This is a genomic window from Paenibacillus dendritiformis, from assembly GCF_021654795.1.
In the GTDB taxonomy this organism is placed as follows: domain Bacteria; phylum Bacillota; class Bacilli; order Paenibacillales; family Paenibacillaceae; genus Paenibacillus_B.
The window spans coordinates 5,306,243-5,322,692 of sequence record NZ_AP025344.1 but is presented as its reverse complement, the minus strand read 5'-3'; the positions used below and the strand labels follow the sequence as shown (position 1 = coordinate 5,322,692).

Below are 16,450 nucleotides of genomic sequence, written 5' to 3'. Positions count from 1 at the left end.
ACCGATCGATTTTGCTTTGCGATAAAGAAAATCCGGGTCCGAAAGGGGAGAAATAACGTAGTCTGATTCGTTTAATTTCAAGCACACTCCAATTGCAGCATTCTCTTTGCCGCCAGGCCGCTGCAAGCGATTTGCCTTCGCTTCATGTTCTCAACCCTTGCCCTTCTTCCGATTTGCCCATCACCTGTGAAAATGCCCTTCTATTTGTTTTTCACTCCCATATTCAACAGAAACAGCATGGTAAAGAAGCCGAAAAAAGAATAAGAAAAGAGGTTGATGCGAATGAAAACAAGATTTTTATCGGTTTTCGTCTCTTTCTTGCTGCTTGGCTCGCTTGTGCCCCCGTTGGCCTCCGCCGCTCAAAACCATACGATCTCTTCGGGGTGGAACTTATATTCTATCACTTTTGCGAGTGCGGACAATGACAACGGACTCTGCGCGCGAGGGGCCAAAAACTGGACGGCGGCTGCGGGTACGACCATGACGGAGAACTCCTCGTCCAGCAATAAATGCTATTACCGAGACTTTCCTGAGTCATGGTACGGTCTGTACAGCAAATATAGCTCCTACTTTACCATTAAGGTGAATAAGAGGCTGTTGGCCCGCGATTTCCCGAATCAAGTCTGGAACGCCAGTCTCAGCTCCACGACTCACGAATTCGGGCATGCTCAATTTCTGGGGGACCATGATACGGCGGGCGAGGGAGTGTACGGAACCACGTCCATAATGAGCTACAACCGCAATCGCGCCACGATGACTACGCCTCAGTCTCACGATTTGAGCGACCTTAAGCAATTAAGAAATTCTTCTGTCGCGCCGGCCTCGGCGGATGAAGCGGTCTTGGCGGATTTTCCTTACTATCACATTGAAGAAATGCTTGATGGGAAAACCGATTTGGTTGTCGTTGCACGAGTCGATTCCGTGAGTGAAATCCGGGAAAACGGAGCCGATCCGCTGGCTTCGCATCAAGAGGCTGTCTTGCGAATTGATGACACCTTGTATGGTGAGGCAGAGTCGCCATCGATTCAGCTCTATCAATCCGTGGACAAGGTGAAGGCCGGCCAGCAATATTTGCTCTTTCTCTCTTACCGGCCGGATATCGGGCAGTATGTCGTATCCGATGGCGCCTCCCAGACGCTAGTTAATCAAAACCAGCTAAAATCGAAATGGAATGAAGCAGCCTCCGACAAAAAGCTGACGGTAAACATCAAGGGCATCAAAGGCCAATACTCGAATGACGAGCTGCGCCAGCTTTTGAACGTGAAGTATAAATAATCAGATCTGACCGGGAAAAGAGAAAAGCGTGCAGAAAGACTCGGAGATCGAATCCGATTCGGACTGCACGCTTTTTTGCGCCCGGATTAGGAGAGGGACCCGTCCGCCTCCGCTTCCAAGACCGCGATGAATTCATGCGGCTGATCGAGGCAGAGCGCGACATGCTTCAGGTCGCGGCAGCTTCCGAACCGGCCCATGACGGAGACGGGGGCGGCCAGCTCCAGCATGATGTTCGGCGTGCCGAACAAGGGGGCGGCCGTATGGCGCAGTTCGTCATTCGGCAGCGGTTCCTTCAACAGCCGGACGGCGGCAAGCCGATCCCGGGGGATATCGGTCCAGATATCATGCGCGATGCGGATTCGGATGAGGCGTTCCGTCACCAACACCGGGTTCAGCTTCGTCAGGCGGTAATCCGCGATTAGGACGAAGATGAGGTACACGTTGGAGAGCGACAAGATCCATGCCGCTGCCGCAGACCATAGGTGCACGAGAAAATGCAGGCCGATTCCTTCCAGGACGAGCAAATGGATGGCCCCGATGACGATGACCAGCATGCCGGACTGCTCCGTTGCGCTGAAGGCGGCTGCGTTCTCTGGCCTATGCGGCTTTTTCCGCCAGCTGAGGAAGGCATGGTAGCCGATGGAGGCTTCATGCGCGAGCAGCCGTCCCAGCTTCTCCGAGGATGCCGTCCCGGCGAAGGCCAACCGGATGGCATCGACGGGAGAAGCGCCGCCGCTCCGCGCTTGGCGCCAGGCGGCTCGAACCCGCGACGCACCGTAGAGCGCATATGCCGCCAGGCCGATTCCGGCGCCAAGCGCGGCCGAGTCAAGCGCCAGCCGGAGATCGCTTCCGTGAATCGGCACGAACAGCCGGGCTGCGGCATAACCGGCGAGGACGGCGGCGAGGGCCCGGGCGAAGGCTACCAGCCTCCCATTGACCGTCCGGCGCAAGCCTAGCCAGAACACAAGCAATGGCGCCACGAGCATGAAATCGAGCGCTACTCCCAGGGATAAGAGCGAAGGCGGCGACGGGAAAGTGAACAGCATGGAAATATCGGCGGCCACGACCAATAATAGAATGAGAAATGGCCATGAAATGGAATTTCGAGCTATCCGAACCATCAAAACACTCCTCTCCAGTTCATCAATCGTTTTCTATAATATACCTCAATTCCCTGGTGAATAGTTACAAAATATTCTTTTTTCTTACTAGTAATAGGCATATTGACCTAGATAAAGTTACAATTTTGTCTATTTTTAAGCAGATTGTCGGATGGCTTCCTTTGTCCGGCTCTATTTATAATTAGGGCAAGTTGTTTATGGGATGTCATAACATTTTTAGTATAACTATTAAAATATGCTATTCTTTGACATCTTGTTCATATGAACAACAACTCAATATTCCGTTGCAACGTCACATTACAGCATGGTCAGGACAACAAGGAGGATGACATGAAAAAACAACTACTGCTAGGATTATTGATGGTTACGATGGCCGGACAAGTATTCGCGGGGGGATCTCACGCGGCGGCAGCTCCGCAAGCCGCAGCTGCGACGGCACAGGCCGCTGCGAGCATTCAGAAGGGCGACATCATTGCTTCCGTTAATCTGCGCACAAGTCCTTCCACTTCGGCGTCGGTTATCCGCTTAATGAAGAAAGGCGAGACAGTCGCTATTTTGGACAAGCATAACAGCTACTGGTACAAAGTTCAGGATGACAAAGGCAATACCGGATATATAAGCACGAGCAGCAAATACATAAAGGCGGGCGCATCCTCTGCAGGCAATCCGCCAGCTGACAAGCCTTCGGTCAGCACTCCGGGAGCCAGTGAAGATTCCCAGACGGCCTCCGCTTCTAGCCGGGCGGCCAAAATCGAGAAGGTGATCCAGGTCGGCAACAAATATTTGGGCACGCCATACGAATTCGGCTCCAACCGGAACAGCACCAAAACGTTTGATTGCTCCGCCTTCGTAAGACAAGCGTATAAGGAAGCGCTCGGCATCGTGCTGCCGACGGATTCCCGCAAGCAAGGAAGCTGGATTAAGTCCAATTCCACGCCGAAGACAAGCATCAGCCAACTGAAGCGCGGCGATCTCATGTTCTTCATGTCCTATAAAGGCTCCAAGGCCTCCGCTTATAAAAACGTCAACAAGAGCACGGAGCGGATTACGCATGTCGGGATTTACTTGGGAGACGGCAAAATTTTGCATACGTACTCCAAAAAATCGGGCGGCGTCCGGGTCGACAATGTGCTCAACACCGCTTGGGAGCATCGCTTCCTGTTCGGCGGCAGCGTGCTGAAATAAGTGGGGAATAGGAAAAGAGGCCGAAGGGCCTCTTTTTTTATACGTGATAGAGTGTCCGAAGCGCGGGCATGGCGCTAGTTCACCGGAACTTGGGCGGCTCCTTCTTATGCTCGTCGATGACCGGCATCGTCCGGTACTTCTTCGTGCGCGCGAGCCGGACGGCCCCGAAGGAGCTGGCGGCGCCGAGCGGGAGCAGCAGCGCGATCGCCGCGTATTGGGGAACCGCGCTCCCGGCGACGACATAGGCGATGACGAGGACCATCAGCGGCGTATAATCGAGATAGCGGACAAGCCAGTGCCGCCGTCCCCAACGGCTCTCTACGATGCCGAAGCAGATGAAGCCGGCAATAATCAGCGCGGCGAACAGGAAGGAACTCGTTATCCAGCCGAGCGTCCTGGCGAGCAGGGCCAGTCCAATGATAATATAGCCTGCGAACCCTACCGGGGTGAACATCATAAGCGAATCATTCCTTTATATTCAATATTGCGGATGCTGCGTCAGAGCAAATCAATGACGGCGCGCGGGCAGCCGTCCGGCTTCATGGCCGGGGAAGGCCCGAGCTGCCGCTTCTGCCGGAGCGTCTCGTAGTGCTGACTCAAATCGTGGAACCAGCGGTCGATCGTCTCCCGCGATTCCAGCATTTCCCCCAGGCCGTGCTCGATGAAGAAGTCGCAGTTCTCCTCCTCCTGGCCGGGAATCGGCGCATGGAACAGCATCGGTATGCCCTTCATCATCCCTTCCGTGCAGGTCATGCCTCCCGGCTTCGTAATAAGCAGGTCGGAAGCGTCCATCAGCATCGATACTTCCTGGGTATAACCGAAAATCCGGATATTCGGATGCTGGAAGATCGGGTCCTGCTCGATCCGGTGCATCGCCTTCTCATTGCTTCCCATACAGAGGAGAAGCTGAATCTGATCCCGGTACTTCGTCATATAACGCAGCAGATCCTCGTCCAGAGCGAGTCCCCAGCCTCCGCCCATCAGCATGACGGTCGGGAGCGGCTTCAAGCCGAGCCGCTGCTGCGCTTCCGCTTGCGGACAGCGCTGCCAGAACTTCGGGTGGACGGGAATGCCAGTGACAATGATCTGATCGGGGGAGATGCCCCGCTGAATCAGCTTCTGCTCCACCTCGGGGGCCGAGACGAGATATTTGTTCACTTCCGGCGTGATCCAGGTTCCGTGCGCGTCATAGTCGGTGATCAGCGTATACAAAGGAATGCCGAATCCGGCCCGCTTCAGCCGGGAGACGACGATATTGGGAAACGGATGAGTGCAGACGATGGCATCCGGCCGCAGCTGTCTGATGACATGAGAAGCTTGCGTATAGAATATGCGATGCAGAGCCGATTGCGTAACCCGGTTCAACGATTTTTCATATTGCTTGCGGTAGAGCATGCCGACGAGCTTCGGAGATACGCTCACCGTCTTGCGATAGGCCGCAAAAATTAAGGGAGCGACCGTTGGGTTCAAAAATTTGCCCAGCTCCATGACGCGGGTCTGCACTTCCGGCGCCAGCTGCCTGATCCCGACGGACAATGCATAGGCTGCCTGCGTATGTCCGGTTCCGAAGCCTTCGGACAACAGAAGAATTCTTTTCTTTCGCATATTCTCACCTACTCTCATTATAACCGGAAAATGAAATGGAAGCATCTTATTGCACTCGTTATTGCACTCGGAAATGCCAACGTCAGGCGCGGCCTGGAAGCTGTCAAAGTTGAAAACAGGCCGGATTTGTGCTATGTTCAATAGTATAAAGGAAATGACCGGAAAATTATATTGGTCATTTAGTCACATCAGCCTCCCGTCGGGGGGAAGGAGGCGGAGTACATGTCCGTTGACCGCCGTAAGCTCATCGTAGATGCGGCTGCCCAATCCTTTGCCTTGTTCGGCTATAAGGCGACCACGATGGATCAAGTCGCCAAGATCGCCAAGGTAGGGAAGGGGACGATTTACACGTTCTTCACGAACAAGGAAGAACTCTTTGATGAAATTTTACAACAATTGATTATGGAAATGAAAGGGATTGCCGACCGAGAAATTCAGGAAGACAAGCCTTTCTTCGACAATCTGTATCGCGTCCTTGATCGGGTGCTTGAATTCCGCGGCCGCCATGAGCTCGCCATCAAGCTCTCGCAGGAAGTCCGCGATCTGGGCACGCCCATGGCCCGCGAGGCGATTCAGAAGCTGGAGAACGAGCTGCTCGCCTACATAGAGCGCCAAGTGCGCCTCGCCATGGAGAAGGGCGAAGTGAAGGGGCATAACGCGAGGATTGTCAGCTTCGTCATGCTGCAGATGTACAAGGCGCTTACGACGGAATGGAACAAGCTGTACGATCCGCTTGACAAGGAAGAGATTAAGTTCCATTTCCGGCTTCATTTTATGGAAGGGCTTGCTCCATAGAATTTGCCGGCTACTATAGAGGAGATACCCGGTTTGCGGCCTGCAAGGCTGCCGCCGGGTATCTTTTTGTTGCTCCTCCGGGATCTGGAGGATAGACCTGAAGATATGCATACTTTTCCCGTGCAAACCGAAAGCGCTCTCGCGCTTGATGGCTTACAGTGTTGCTATGATGTAAATCACACAGCCAAAGGGGATGAAGGAATGAGCACAACAATATGGTCGGCATCCGAGATGGAGCATTACCGGAAGAACGGGTACCTCCTTCGCAAAAAGCCGCTCTTCGGCCCGGAGGATTTTGCCGAGCTCACCGGCATATTCGAGGAGCAGTTGGCGCAAAAGGGCGACAAGCTGTCCGATGAGCTGGATACGCCGCATTTCCGGGATGAGCGGCTGCTGCGCTTCCTGCTTAGCGATGAAGTGCTGGACGTGGTCGAGCCGCTGATCGGCCCGAATATCGGTTTGTGGTCGAGCCATTTTATTTGCAAAGACCCTTACACAGGGCGCGCGACACCATGGCACGAGGATTCGGCCTATTGGACAGGCCGTCTGGACCGCTTCGACAAGATCGTGACCGTCTGGCTGGCCATCGATCGAAGCGCGAAGGAGAACGGCTGCATGCGGGTCATTCCCGGCACCCATGACAACGGGTTCTCGGAATATGTGGACGCGGACGGGAAGGAGAACCTGTTCCCGACCCGGATCAAGCATGTGGAGGAGTCCGCAGCGGTATACTTCGAGCTGGAGCCGGGGGAATGCTCGCTGCATGATTCCCGGATTATCCACGGCGCGGAGCCGAACCGGAGCGCGCACCGCCGCTGCGGGTATACAATGCGTTACTTCTCGACCGAGGCGAAGGTGATTCCGGAGAACAACCATGGCTTCAAAATATGGCTGGCCCGGGGCAAGGACATTGCGGGCAATCCGTTCTGCAACGTATAATAAGCGCAAAGCTTGAAGGAAAGAGGGGATGGGAATGAGCCATGCGACGCCGGAGCGGCTGCGCAATGAACAATATATGTCGCTCTCGTCCCCTTTTCGCATTTTCCGCCATCATATCGATGCGCGGATCGAAGTGCATTGGCATGAATTTTTTGAGCTGGCGCTTGTGGCAGGCGGACAGGGCATTCATACGGTGAATGGAACCTCCGTCCCTTTGCGGAGAGGGCTTCTCTTTCTGATGACGCCCGCGGATTTCCATGAAATCATCCCGGATCCGGGACAGCGCATCGATTTATATAATGTCATTTTCTCGGAGCCGTTCATCCGGCCGGAGCTGTTCCGGCAGCTGTTCTCTCAACGGGGCGACTCCTGCGTATGGCTGGGGGAAGAGGCATTCCCGGCCTTCGAGGCGGAGTTCGCCCGGATGTGGCGCGAGAGCGAGCATTGGCAGGAGGGCAGCGAGTTCATCGTTCAAGGGGCGCTGGAGCGGGTGTTGATCGACCGGGAACGTCTATGCAGGAACGGGAGCGAGAAGCAGGAGATGGCGGGTCCCTTGCAAGAGCCGCCCGGCGACGAGGCGCGGCGGCTGCATCCTTCGATTGTCAGTGCCGTAACCTACATTCAGCATCATTTCCGGGAACCGCTGACGCTGGCGGAGGTGGCAGCCCACGCCGGATTATCCGCTAATTATTTCAGCGAATGCTTCAGCAAGCAGGTCGGGGCCTCGTTCCAGTGCTATGTGCAGGAGCGGCGGCTCCAATTCGCCCATTCCCTGCTGTGCGTGACGGCCCTTCCGGTTACGGAGATCTGCTATGCCTCCGGCTTCGGCACATTGAATCATTTTGAACGAGCCTTCAAAAAGAAATACGGGCGGGCGCCGCGCCATCTGCGGAAGGAGCGGAACTCCCGGCCTGGCCATAGCCGAACGAACAGCCCCGGCGGATAACGTCTGCCGCGGTTTTTTTGTGTTGAATGGCGCGGCCGACGGCCCGGTGTGAGGGATGCCGATGGATATAGGAAAGAAGCCCTAAATCGATAATCTCGGCTTATATTTTTATGCCATGAGGTAACATTTTGGCGTCTTTTGTCCGTTATATAATCTATCAGTAATTTGTCTATTAGTTAGTGCAAAGCAAGGCTGGAAGGGAGAAGATAACGAGTGAACCCAACGTGGAAAAAAACATCGTGGCTCAGCATCGTGTTGGTATGCGCGCTAGTGATCGGCTTGCTGCCGTTTCATGGAGTGGCTAACGCAGCGGATACGGTGACCGACGTCCACTTTGAATCTGATGTATCGCCGGTTCATGTCATCGTGGAGGGACAGTCCGTTCAATTGAAGCTGATCGGCACGATTAAGGGAGAACAGAAGGACGTGACCGGACTGGCGGACTGGAGCTCCTCCAACCCGAGCGCGGTCACGGTTGACGCCGGATGGGTAAAGGGCGCCGGCAAGGGAACTTCGGAGATTACGGCGAAGTACCAAGGGTATACGTTGAAGAAGACGGTCGTCTCCAACTATATGTATGATGAATTGAGCATACGTTCCGCGGACACCGGCGTAGATATCGACAAAGAAACGACGCTTTATCTCGGCATGAAGCCGAATTGGAAGGCGTTTGCTTTTGACAAGGAAGGCAATACGGAGAACGATGTAAGCTCCGACGCTTCCTGGAGCTCTTCGAATTCGAGCGTCGTCGACGTGAACAAGGGCAAGCTTACGCTGAAGAGCAAGGGTGAAGCCGAGCTCACGGTGAAGTATAAAGGCTTAAGCAGCAAAATCAAGATCAAGGTCGAGCTTCCGTACGAAGAGCTGACATTGTCTCCGGACAAGCTGATTGAATTCGAATTCGGCGACGCGGCGGTCAACGTGATCGCGAAGGCGAAGACGAAGGACGGCAATCTGGAGGATGTAACGGACAAGGCGGAGTGGTCGACGAGCGACAGCGGCGTCGCGGAAGTGAAGGACGGTTCCGTCAAGCCGATCGGCGTCGGCACGGCTACGATCACGGCCGCTTATCTGGGCGCGACGAATTCGGTTACGGTCGTTGTCCGTCCATCATACCAGGCGATGCGCATCTCGCCGGACAAGAAGCAGACCATGCTCCTGGGCGACGCGCCGCTCCAAGTGCAGACGTTCGTGTTGAACTCGGCCGATACGCAGGAAGAGGTCACGCATCTGGCGGAATGGACTTCGAGCAATGTGATGGCTGTGACCGTCGAACAGGGCCGGGTCTATGCCAAGGCAGCCGGCACGGCGACCGTGACGGCGAAGTACAAAGGGCTCTCCAAATCGGTTGAAGTGAATGTCATTCCGGCGATCGAGAAGCTGAAATGGCCGGAGGAAGATAAGGATAAAGATAAAGACGGCATCCGCAAGATGGATATTTATATGGAAGAATCTCAGAGCCTGCCGAAGGTAAGCGCGGTTACGCTGGGGGGAGACACCGTAGATGTATCCGATCTGGCGGTATGGACAAGCTCCAACCCGGGCGTCATCTCTATTAAAGACGAGAAGATGAAGGCGGAGACCCGAGGAACGGCGACCCTCACCGCGACCGTGCGCGGTCATGAGATCTCGATGGAAGTGACCGTGAAGCGCAAGGCGCTCATTCTCCAGTCGAACACGACGGAGATGAATATCGTGACGGGACGGGAGCAGGCGGTCCCGGATGTGACGGTCATCTATATGAACGGGGATGAGGAGAATATCACCTCCGAAGTGAAATGGGAGTCGAGCTCTCCGAATCTGATTGTCGTGGGTGGAAAGATCAAAGGACTAGTGGCAAGCAAGGTGACGTTAACCGGAACCTATGCCAATGTCAAAGTATCGGTTAAAGTCACAGTCGAAGAAGAGGTCGTCCGCTTCGAGATTGAACCGGAGAACCTCGCCTTGAATGTGAAGAAAAGCCAGAGCATCAAGGTAACGGGTTACTACAAGAACGGAAAGAAAGTTTCCCTCGGGTCCAAGGTGAATTGGAAGTCGGACAACGAGAAGGTAGCGACGGTGAAAGGCTCGTCCGTCAAGGGCGTCGCCATCGGCAGCGCGCTGCTGACCGGCGAGTTCCAGGGACAGAAGCTGGAAGTTCCGGTGACGGTGAAGCCGAAGCTGACGAAGCTGATTGCCGAGCCGGGCAGCCTGAAGCTGACCGCCGGCCAGAAAGCGAACTGGAAGGTGAAGGCGATCTACGACACCGGGGAAGTCGTCGATGTCACTTCCTCCGTCACGTTCGTGCCGTCCAACACGAAGGTGAAGGTAGAGCGGGGCAGCGTGCAGGGCGTGTCCAAAGGCTCGACCAGCGTGAAGCTGACCTTCGAGGGCAAGAGCACGTCGCTGCGTGTCAGCGTCAAATAAAGGAATCATGCATGCACGGCCTGCCGGCTTCCTGAGAAGCGGCGGGCCGTCTGTGTATAATGGCCCAGCCTCGTCGTGGAAGTGAAAACCGCGTGCCGGCCTTTTTGCATGGGCAGCGGATTCAAATCCCGTCTTGTCGTTCACGGCAGATGTGCTACAATAACATTATTTCATGGTAACGGACTATTCGTCCCTGGCCCAGGGATGGCGACACGAAAGAAGGAACGCAAAACATGATGGTTTATGGCCTTATGCTCGTCATCGCATCCGCATTCACGCATGCGTTGTGGAACTTGTTCGCCAAGCGAAGCCTGCACAAGGAATCGTTCTTGTTCTCGCTTCATGCGGTTGCCACGGTTTTGTTTTTGCCTTTTTTTATCCGCGATTTGATGGTGATGAACTGGACATGGGGACACGCGCTGCTCCTTATCGTCTCCTTCCTACTGCAGGGAACCTATTTGTATCTGGTGTCCCAGGCATACAAGGTCGGCGAGCTGTCGCAGGTGTATCCGATGATGCGGGGGACGGCCGCGCTGCTCGTGCCGCTTGTCAGCGTCTCTCTCTACGGGGAGAGCATGTCGGTGATCGGCTGGATCGGGTGGAGCCTGATCGTGGGAGGGCTTTTCGGCCTGAGCGGCATGCTGTCCGTGAAGCAGAAGGATAAGTCATGGTGGGTTGCGCTTGCCTTGACCACCTCGGTAGGCATGTGCACCGCGGCATATACCTTGACCGACAAGGCCGTTGTCGAATTTTTCAGCCCGCTTGGGCTGATCGAGATTTCGAATCTCGGGGCCGTTATCTTCCTGGCGCCTGCCGTGAAGCGGGCCGGGCTGCTGCGGCGAGAATGGCGCGCGAACTGGAGCACGATCGGCCTCGGCGCCGTTATTTCTCCGGGCTCGTATCTGCTCTTCCTGTTCGCGATGACCTTGGGGCCGCTGGCTCATCTGGCGCCGATACGCGAATTCAGCATTGTTATCGGTACCCTTCTCGGTTATTGGATTCTGAAGGAGAAGCAGGGCAAGAAGCGGCTGGTCGCATCGACGATTGTCGCGGCCGGAATGGCCTTGATCAGCATGTGGGGCTAAGCAGGCAAATCGATAGCAGACTGGAATCGCAGACTGAGTCTTCCGCAGAACGGGAGGCGCAGTTTTTTTATTCACATATACGCATAAAAATACTATGTATACAGGAAATGATTAGGAGTATTCTTGTGAATTAATTAATTATATGTAGAATTGTGCAAAATAATTATCAATGGGTGCAAATCCTGCACGAAGATGCAAATTTAGTGTTAAATATTGATAATATAGGCGTGATCCCGATATCCGAAGAAGTTATCGGATCCATAAAAACATTCAATTGCTCTAAAAAAAACATGATGATAAAATGATGAAACAATACAAATGCATAAATATGTGATTTCGTATGTAGAGAATACATTTTCATCAGGAAAGGACGGTGCCCTCATGAAGCCGAATGATTTCCCTCCACGGCAAGGCTTGTATGATCCCCAATTCGAAAAAGATGCATGCGGCATGGGCTTTGTCGCTCATATCAAGGGCAAGCGGTCCCATGATATCGTCCGGCAAGCGTTGGGCATGCTCGTCCGGATGGAGCATCGCGGCGGCCAAGGCAGCGAGCCGAACAGCGGGGACGGCGCAGGCATCATGCTTCAGCTGCCCCATCATTTTTTCGCGCACACGATGGCCGCGCAAGGAGTAGAGCTCCCTCCGCCCGGAGACTATGCCGCCGGCATGCTTTTCCTCTCCCCGAATGAGGCGATTCGTGCCGGACAGGAGGCGGATCTCGGCAAGCTGATTGAGGAAGAAGGGCAGACGCTGCTCGGCTTCCGGACGGTGCCAGTGAATGCGGATGGGTTGGGGGCCACCGCCCTCGGAGCGATGCCGTGCATCCGGCAAGTTTTTATCGGCCGCGGGAAAGCGCTGGGGGAAGGAGCGGGAAGCCCGCTTGAGTTCGAACGGAAGCTGTATGTGATCCGCAAACGGGCGGAGCGCATGATTCGTTACGCGGCCGGCGCAGGGGACGGCGCGATGTACATCGCGAGTCTGTCCAGCCGCACGATTGTGTACAAAGGGATGCTGACGACGGAGCAGCTCGGCCGTTTTTATTTGGATTTGCAGGAGGAGTCGCTGGATACGGCGCTGGCGCTCGTGCATTCGCGCTTCAGCACGAATACGTTCCCGAGCTGGGAGCGGGCGCATCCGTACCGTTACATGATTCACAACGGGGAAATCAATACGCTCCGGGGCAATGTCAATTGGATGAATGCCCGCGAGAAGCAATTCGAATCCGAGGCGTTCGGCGTCGGACTCGAGGAGGTCCTCCCGGTCATCCAAGGGGACGGCTCCGATACGGGCATGTTCGACAATGCGCTGGAGTTTCTCTACCTTGCTGGCCGGCCGTTGTCCCATGTCGCCATGATGATGGTGCCGGAGCCATGGGCCAATGACGGGCGGATGGACGAGGCGAAGAGAGCGTTCTATGAATACCACAGCTGTCTGATGGAACCGTGGGACGGACCGGCCGCGATGGCGTTCACCGACGGGGTCCAGATCGGGGCGATTCTCGATCGGAACGGGCTGCGCCCTTCCCGCTACTGGGTGACGAAGGATGACGTGATTATTCTCTCTTCGGAGACCGGGGTCGTCGACATCGCGCCGGAGCAGGTGCTCCTCAAGGATCGCCTCCGCCCGGGACGGATGCTGCTGGTCGATACGGAGCAGGGCCGGATCATTTCCGATGAAGAGGTGAAAGCCGCTATCGCGGGGGCACAGCCGTACCGGCAGTGGCTGGATGAGCATCTCGTCGATCTCGAAGAGGTGCCGGACGCCCCGCGGATCCCCGGGCCGGAGCATGTAAGCGTGCGCCGCCGCCAGCAAGCGTTCGGCTACACGTTCGAGGATCTGCGCAAGGTGCTGGAGCCGATGGCGTCCAGCGGGGTGGAGCCGATCGGCTCGATGGGCTATGATGCGCCGCTGGCCGTGCTGTCCCGCCGCCCTCAGCGATTGTACAACTATTTCAAGCAGATGTTCGCCCAGGTCACGAATCCGCCGATCGATGCGATTCGGGAAGAGATCGTGACGGCGACGGACACGACTATCGGTCCGGAGCGGAATCTGCTGGCGCCGGGGCCGGAGAGCTGCCGCCACATCAAGATCGAGAATCCGATCTTGTCGAACGAGCAATTCGCGAAGCTGCGGCATATCCGCTTGCCTGGCTTCCGGGCGATCACGCTGCCGATCTTGTTCGAGGCGTCCCGGGGAGCAGACGGACTGCGCGAAGCCCTTCAGACGATGTGCGAAGCGGCGGATCGGGTCATTGCGAAGGGACATAATCTGCTTATTCTGTCCGACCGGGGCGTCAGCGAAGAGGAAGCGGCCATTCCGGCCCTTTTGGCGGTATCCTGCCTGCATCACCATCTCATCCGGCAGGGGACGCGGACGAAGGTCAGCCTGCTGCTGGAATCGGGGGAGCCGCGGGAAGTCCATCATTTCGCGCTGCTGCTCGGGTACGGCGCAAGCGCAATCAATCCGTATCTGGCATTCGAATCGATCGAGGATATGATCCGGGAAGGAATGCTTACCGGCGTCTCGCCGAAGCAGGCCGTGAAAAACTACCGGAAAGCGGCCATCAAGGGCATTGTTAAAGTGCTGTCCAAAATGGGGATCTCGACGATCCAGTCGTACCGCGGAGCGCAAATCTTCGAAGCGGTCGGCCTCGATCAGGCATTTGTGGAGCGGTATTTTACCGGAACGCCGTCCCGCATCGGCGGAATCGGAATCGAGGAGGCCGCCCGGGAAGCGCTGCAGCCGCATAAGCGGGCGTTCGCCGCGGCGGAGCATCGCGACCGGACCCTGGATCCCGGGGGCGAATACCAATGGCGGCGCGACGGGGAGGAGCATCTGTACCATCCCCGCACGATCCATGCGCTGCAGCAGGCCTGCCGCAACGGCGATTATGGGCAGTACAAGATTTATTCGAAGCGGGTGCAGGGCGAAGGCGAGCGCCATTACACGCTGCGATCCTTACTGGAGCTGAAGCCGAACGGCCCGGCGGTCCCGCTGGAGGAAGTGGAGCCTGCCGGGAACATTTTGCGCCGCTTCAAGACGGGGGCGATGTCGTTCGGTTCGATCTCGAAGGAGGCGCATGAGAGTCTGGCCATCGCGATGAACCGGATCGGCGGCCGTTCGAACTCGGGCGAAGGGGGCGAGGACCCGGCGCGCTACGAGCGGGATGGGAACGGGGACTCCCGGCGGAGCGCGATCAAGCAGGTCGCATCCGGGCGGTTCGGCGTCACCTCGCAATATTTGGTCGAGGCCGACGAGATTCAGATCAAGATGGCGCAGGGCGCCAAGCCGGGCGAGGGCGGACAGCTTCCGGGGCGCAAAGTGTATCCGTGGGTCGCGGAGGTGCGCGGCTCGACGCCTGGCGTCGGACTCATCTCGCCGCCGCCGCATCATGATATCTATTCGATCGAGGATCTGGCGGAGCTGATTTTCGATCTCAAAAACGCCAACCCGCGTGCCCGCATCAATGTGAAGCTCGTCTCGGAAGCGGGCGTCGGAACGATCGCCGCCGGGGTCGCCAAGGGCAAGGCCGATGTCATCCTGGTCAGCGGCTACGACGGCGGCACGGGGGCGTCGCCGCAAGGCTCGATCCGCCATGCGGGCCTGCCGTGGGAGCTCGGACTGGCCGAGACGCATCAGACGCTGTTGCTGAACGGGCTGCGGGAGCGCGTCGTGCTGGAGACGGACGGGAAGATGATGACCGCGCGCGATGTCGCGGTCGCCGCGATGCTCGGAGCCGAGGAGTTCGGCTTCTCCACCGCGCCGCTGGTCGCTCTCGGCTGCGTCATGATGCGGGTCTGCCAGCTGGATACCTGTCCGGTCGGGGTCGCGACGCAGAATCCGGAGCTGCGCAAAAACTTCAAGGGCGACCCGGAGCATGTCGTCCGCTTCATGCGCTTCATCGCCGAGGAGCTTCGGGAGCTGATGGCGGAGCTGGGCTTCCGCTCGCTGGAGGAGATGATTGGCCGCACCGATCTGCTGCAGGCCAGTCCGGACATGCAGCGCCATGAGAAGCTGCGGCATCTGGATCTGTCGCCGCTCCTTCATCGCCCGGTGAGCCCCGGCGGGAACGGCTTCGCGGCGGGCAAGGAAGCGATGGCGGAGCGGAACGAGCGGGAGCTGGCCGCGACCCTCGATGCCCGGGAGCTGATCCCCCGCGCCAAGCGGGCGCTGGACCGCCGCCAGCCGGTGGAAGGGGGGTTCGCCATCTGCAACGAGGATCGGGCGACCGGCACGCTGCTCGGCAGCGAGATCACGCGCCGCCATGGCGCCGCCGGCTTGCCGGAGGACACGATCCGGTACAGCTTCCACGGCTCGGCGGGGCAGAGCTTCGGCGCGTTCGTGCCGCCTGGCGTGACGCTGACGGTCGTGGGCGACTGCAACGACTATGTCGGGAAAGGACTGTCCGGCGGCAAGCTGATCGTGCGGCCGCCGGCGGAAGCGACGTTCCGGCCGGAGGACAATGTTATCATCGGCAACACGGCGCTGTACGGCGCAACCGGCGGCGAGGCGTATATTCGCGGTATGGCGGGCGAGCGGTTCGCGGTGCGCAACTCCGGCGCCGAAGCGGTCGTCGAGGGCGTCGGCGATCACGGCTGCGAATATATGACCGGCGGAACGGTCGTCGTCCTCGGCCCGACCGGACGCAACTTCGCGGCCGGAATGTCCGGCGGCATCGCTTATGTGCTCGATCCGGAACGCGTCTTCGCGGGACGCTGCAATCTGGAGATGGTTCTGTTGGAGCGGCTTGAGTCGAAGGCGGAAGAAGAGCGGATTCGCCTTATGCTGGAACGGCATGCGGCCTACACCGGCAGCGGCCTCGCGGAATGTCTGCTCGCGCGGTGGAAATTGACGCGCCAGCAATTCGTCCGGGTTATTCCGAAGGATTACAAGCGGATGCGGGAGCATATCGCGCTCGCGGAAGCGTCCGGAATGACGGGCAAGGATGCGCTGCACGCGGCATTTATGGCCAATGTAAAAGATTTAACACGTGCCGGAGGCAACTAAAATATGTTACGATAGCCTTGTTTCGCCGTGCGGTTCCCTTGAAGAGCCGGCGGCGGAACAAGGCTATTGCCCGTTGGCGGGAA

General features: G+C 57.1%; 11 protein-coding genes. 8 read left to right on the top strand and 3 right to left on the bottom strand.

Annotated features, from left to right (window positions below; all coding sequences use genetic code 11):
* The first annotated feature begins 282 nt into the window (after positions 1-282).
* Positions 283-1,275 (top strand): hypothetical protein, encoded by a 993-nt coding sequence (locus tag L6439_RS23620; protein ID WP_213470592.1) that lies wholly within the window; start codon positions 283-285, stop codon positions 1,273-1,275.
* A gap of 86 nt (positions 1,276-1,361) precedes the next feature.
* Here L6439_RS23620 and L6439_RS23615 read toward each other — a convergent pair whose 3' ends face one another.
* The gene (locus L6439_RS23615) at positions 1,362-2,396 is read right to left on the bottom strand and encodes a hypothetical protein (protein ID WP_237096627.1); all 1,035 of its coding nucleotides are present in this window, start codon (positions 2,394-2,396) and stop codon (positions 1,362-1,364) included.
* Positions 2,397-2,726: 330 nt separating this feature from the next.
* Between L6439_RS23615 and L6439_RS23610 the strand changes: the two genes are divergently transcribed.
* Positions 2,727-3,581 carry a C40 family peptidase gene (locus L6439_RS23610; RefSeq protein ID WP_168181412.1) on the top strand — a complete coding sequence of 285 codons (855 nt, stop codon included), beginning with the start codon at positions 2,727-2,729 and terminating at the stop codon, positions 3,579-3,581.
* Between the two features lie 79 nt (positions 3,582-3,660).
* Here L6439_RS23610 and L6439_RS23605 read toward each other — a convergent pair whose 3' ends face one another.
* Together L6439_RS23605 and L6439_RS23600 are read right to left on the bottom strand one after the other, a co-directional pair.
* A complete protein-coding gene (locus tag L6439_RS23605; RefSeq protein ID WP_213470594.1) occupies positions 3,661-4,038 on the bottom strand; it encodes a permease in 378 nt (125 codons plus the stop codon).
* A 41-nt stretch (positions 4,039-4,079) separates the two neighbouring features.
* On the bottom strand, positions 4,080-5,186 hold the full coding sequence (locus tag L6439_RS23600) for an MGDG synthase family glycosyltransferase (protein ID WP_168181414.1): 1,107 nt from the start codon (positions 5,184-5,186) through the stop codon (positions 4,080-4,082).
* 222 nt (positions 5,187-5,408) lie between these two features.
* Between L6439_RS23600 and L6439_RS23595 the strand changes: the two genes are divergently transcribed.
* The 6 genes from L6439_RS23595 to gltB all read left to right on the top strand — a co-directional run bounded on the left by L6439_RS23595 (position 5,409) and on the right by gltB (position 16,367).
* Positions 5,409-5,981 carry a TetR/AcrR family transcriptional regulator gene (locus L6439_RS23595; RefSeq protein ID WP_168181415.1) on the top strand — a complete coding sequence of 191 codons (573 nt, stop codon included), beginning with the start codon at positions 5,409-5,411 and terminating at the stop codon, positions 5,979-5,981.
* A 201-nt stretch (positions 5,982-6,182) separates the two neighbouring features.
* A complete protein-coding gene (locus tag L6439_RS23590) occupies positions 6,183-6,920 on the top strand; it encodes a phytanoyl-CoA dioxygenase family protein (protein WP_213470596.1) in 738 nt (245 codons plus the stop codon).
* Positions 6,921-6,954: 34 nt separating this feature from the next.
* A complete protein-coding gene (locus L6439_RS23585; protein WP_213470599.1) occupies positions 6,955-7,866 on the top strand; it encodes an AraC family transcriptional regulator in 912 nt (303 codons plus the stop codon).
* Positions 7,867-8,079: 213 nt separating this feature from the next.
* Complete coding sequence (locus L6439_RS23580) at positions 8,080-10,272, top strand: Ig-like domain-containing protein (protein WP_168181418.1); 2,193 nt, start codon at positions 8,080-8,082, stop codon at positions 10,270-10,272.
* Between the two features lie 233 nt (positions 10,273-10,505).
* A complete protein-coding gene (locus L6439_RS23575; protein ID WP_213470601.1) occupies positions 10,506-11,357 on the top strand; it encodes an EamA family transporter in 852 nt (283 codons plus the stop codon).
* A gap of 381 nt (positions 11,358-11,738) precedes the next feature.
* A complete protein-coding gene (gene gltB / locus L6439_RS23570; protein WP_213470603.1) occupies positions 11,739-16,367 on the top strand; it encodes a glutamate synthase large subunit in 4,629 nt (1,542 codons plus the stop codon).
* Positions 16,368-16,450 lie beyond the last annotated feature (83 nt).

Coding starts and splice junctions, on each gene's coding strand:
- L6439_RS23620 (WP_213470592.1), top strand. CDS start 283: ATGAAAACAAGATTTTTATCGGTTTTCGTCTCTTTCTTGCTGCTTGGC.
- L6439_RS23615 (WP_237096627.1), bottom strand. CDS start 2,396: ATGGTTCGGATAGCTCGAAATTCCATTTCATGGCCATTTCTCATTCTA.
- L6439_RS23610 (WP_168181412.1), top strand. CDS start 2,727: ATGAAAAAACAACTACTGCTAGGATTATTGATGGTTACGATGGCCGGA.
- L6439_RS23605 (WP_213470594.1), bottom strand. CDS start 4,038: ATGATGTTCACCCCGGTAGGGTTCGCAGGCTATATTATCATTGGACTG.
- L6439_RS23600 (WP_168181414.1), bottom strand. CDS start 5,186: ATGCGAAAGAAAAGAATTCTTCTGTTGTCCGAAGGCTTCGGAACCGGA.
- L6439_RS23595 (WP_168181415.1), top strand. CDS start 5,409: ATGTCCGTTGACCGCCGTAAGCTCATCGTAGATGCGGCTGCCCAATCC.
- L6439_RS23590 (WP_213470596.1), top strand. CDS start 6,183: ATGAGCACAACAATATGGTCGGCATCCGAGATGGAGCATTACCGGAAG.
- L6439_RS23585 (WP_213470599.1), top strand. CDS start 6,955: ATGAGCCATGCGACGCCGGAGCGGCTGCGCAATGAACAATATATGTCG.
- L6439_RS23575 (WP_213470601.1), top strand. CDS start 10,506: ATGATGGTTTATGGCCTTATGCTCGTCATCGCATCCGCATTCACGCAT.
- gltB (WP_213470603.1), top strand. CDS start 11,739: ATGAAGCCGAATGATTTCCCTCCACGGCAAGGCTTGTATGATCCCCAA.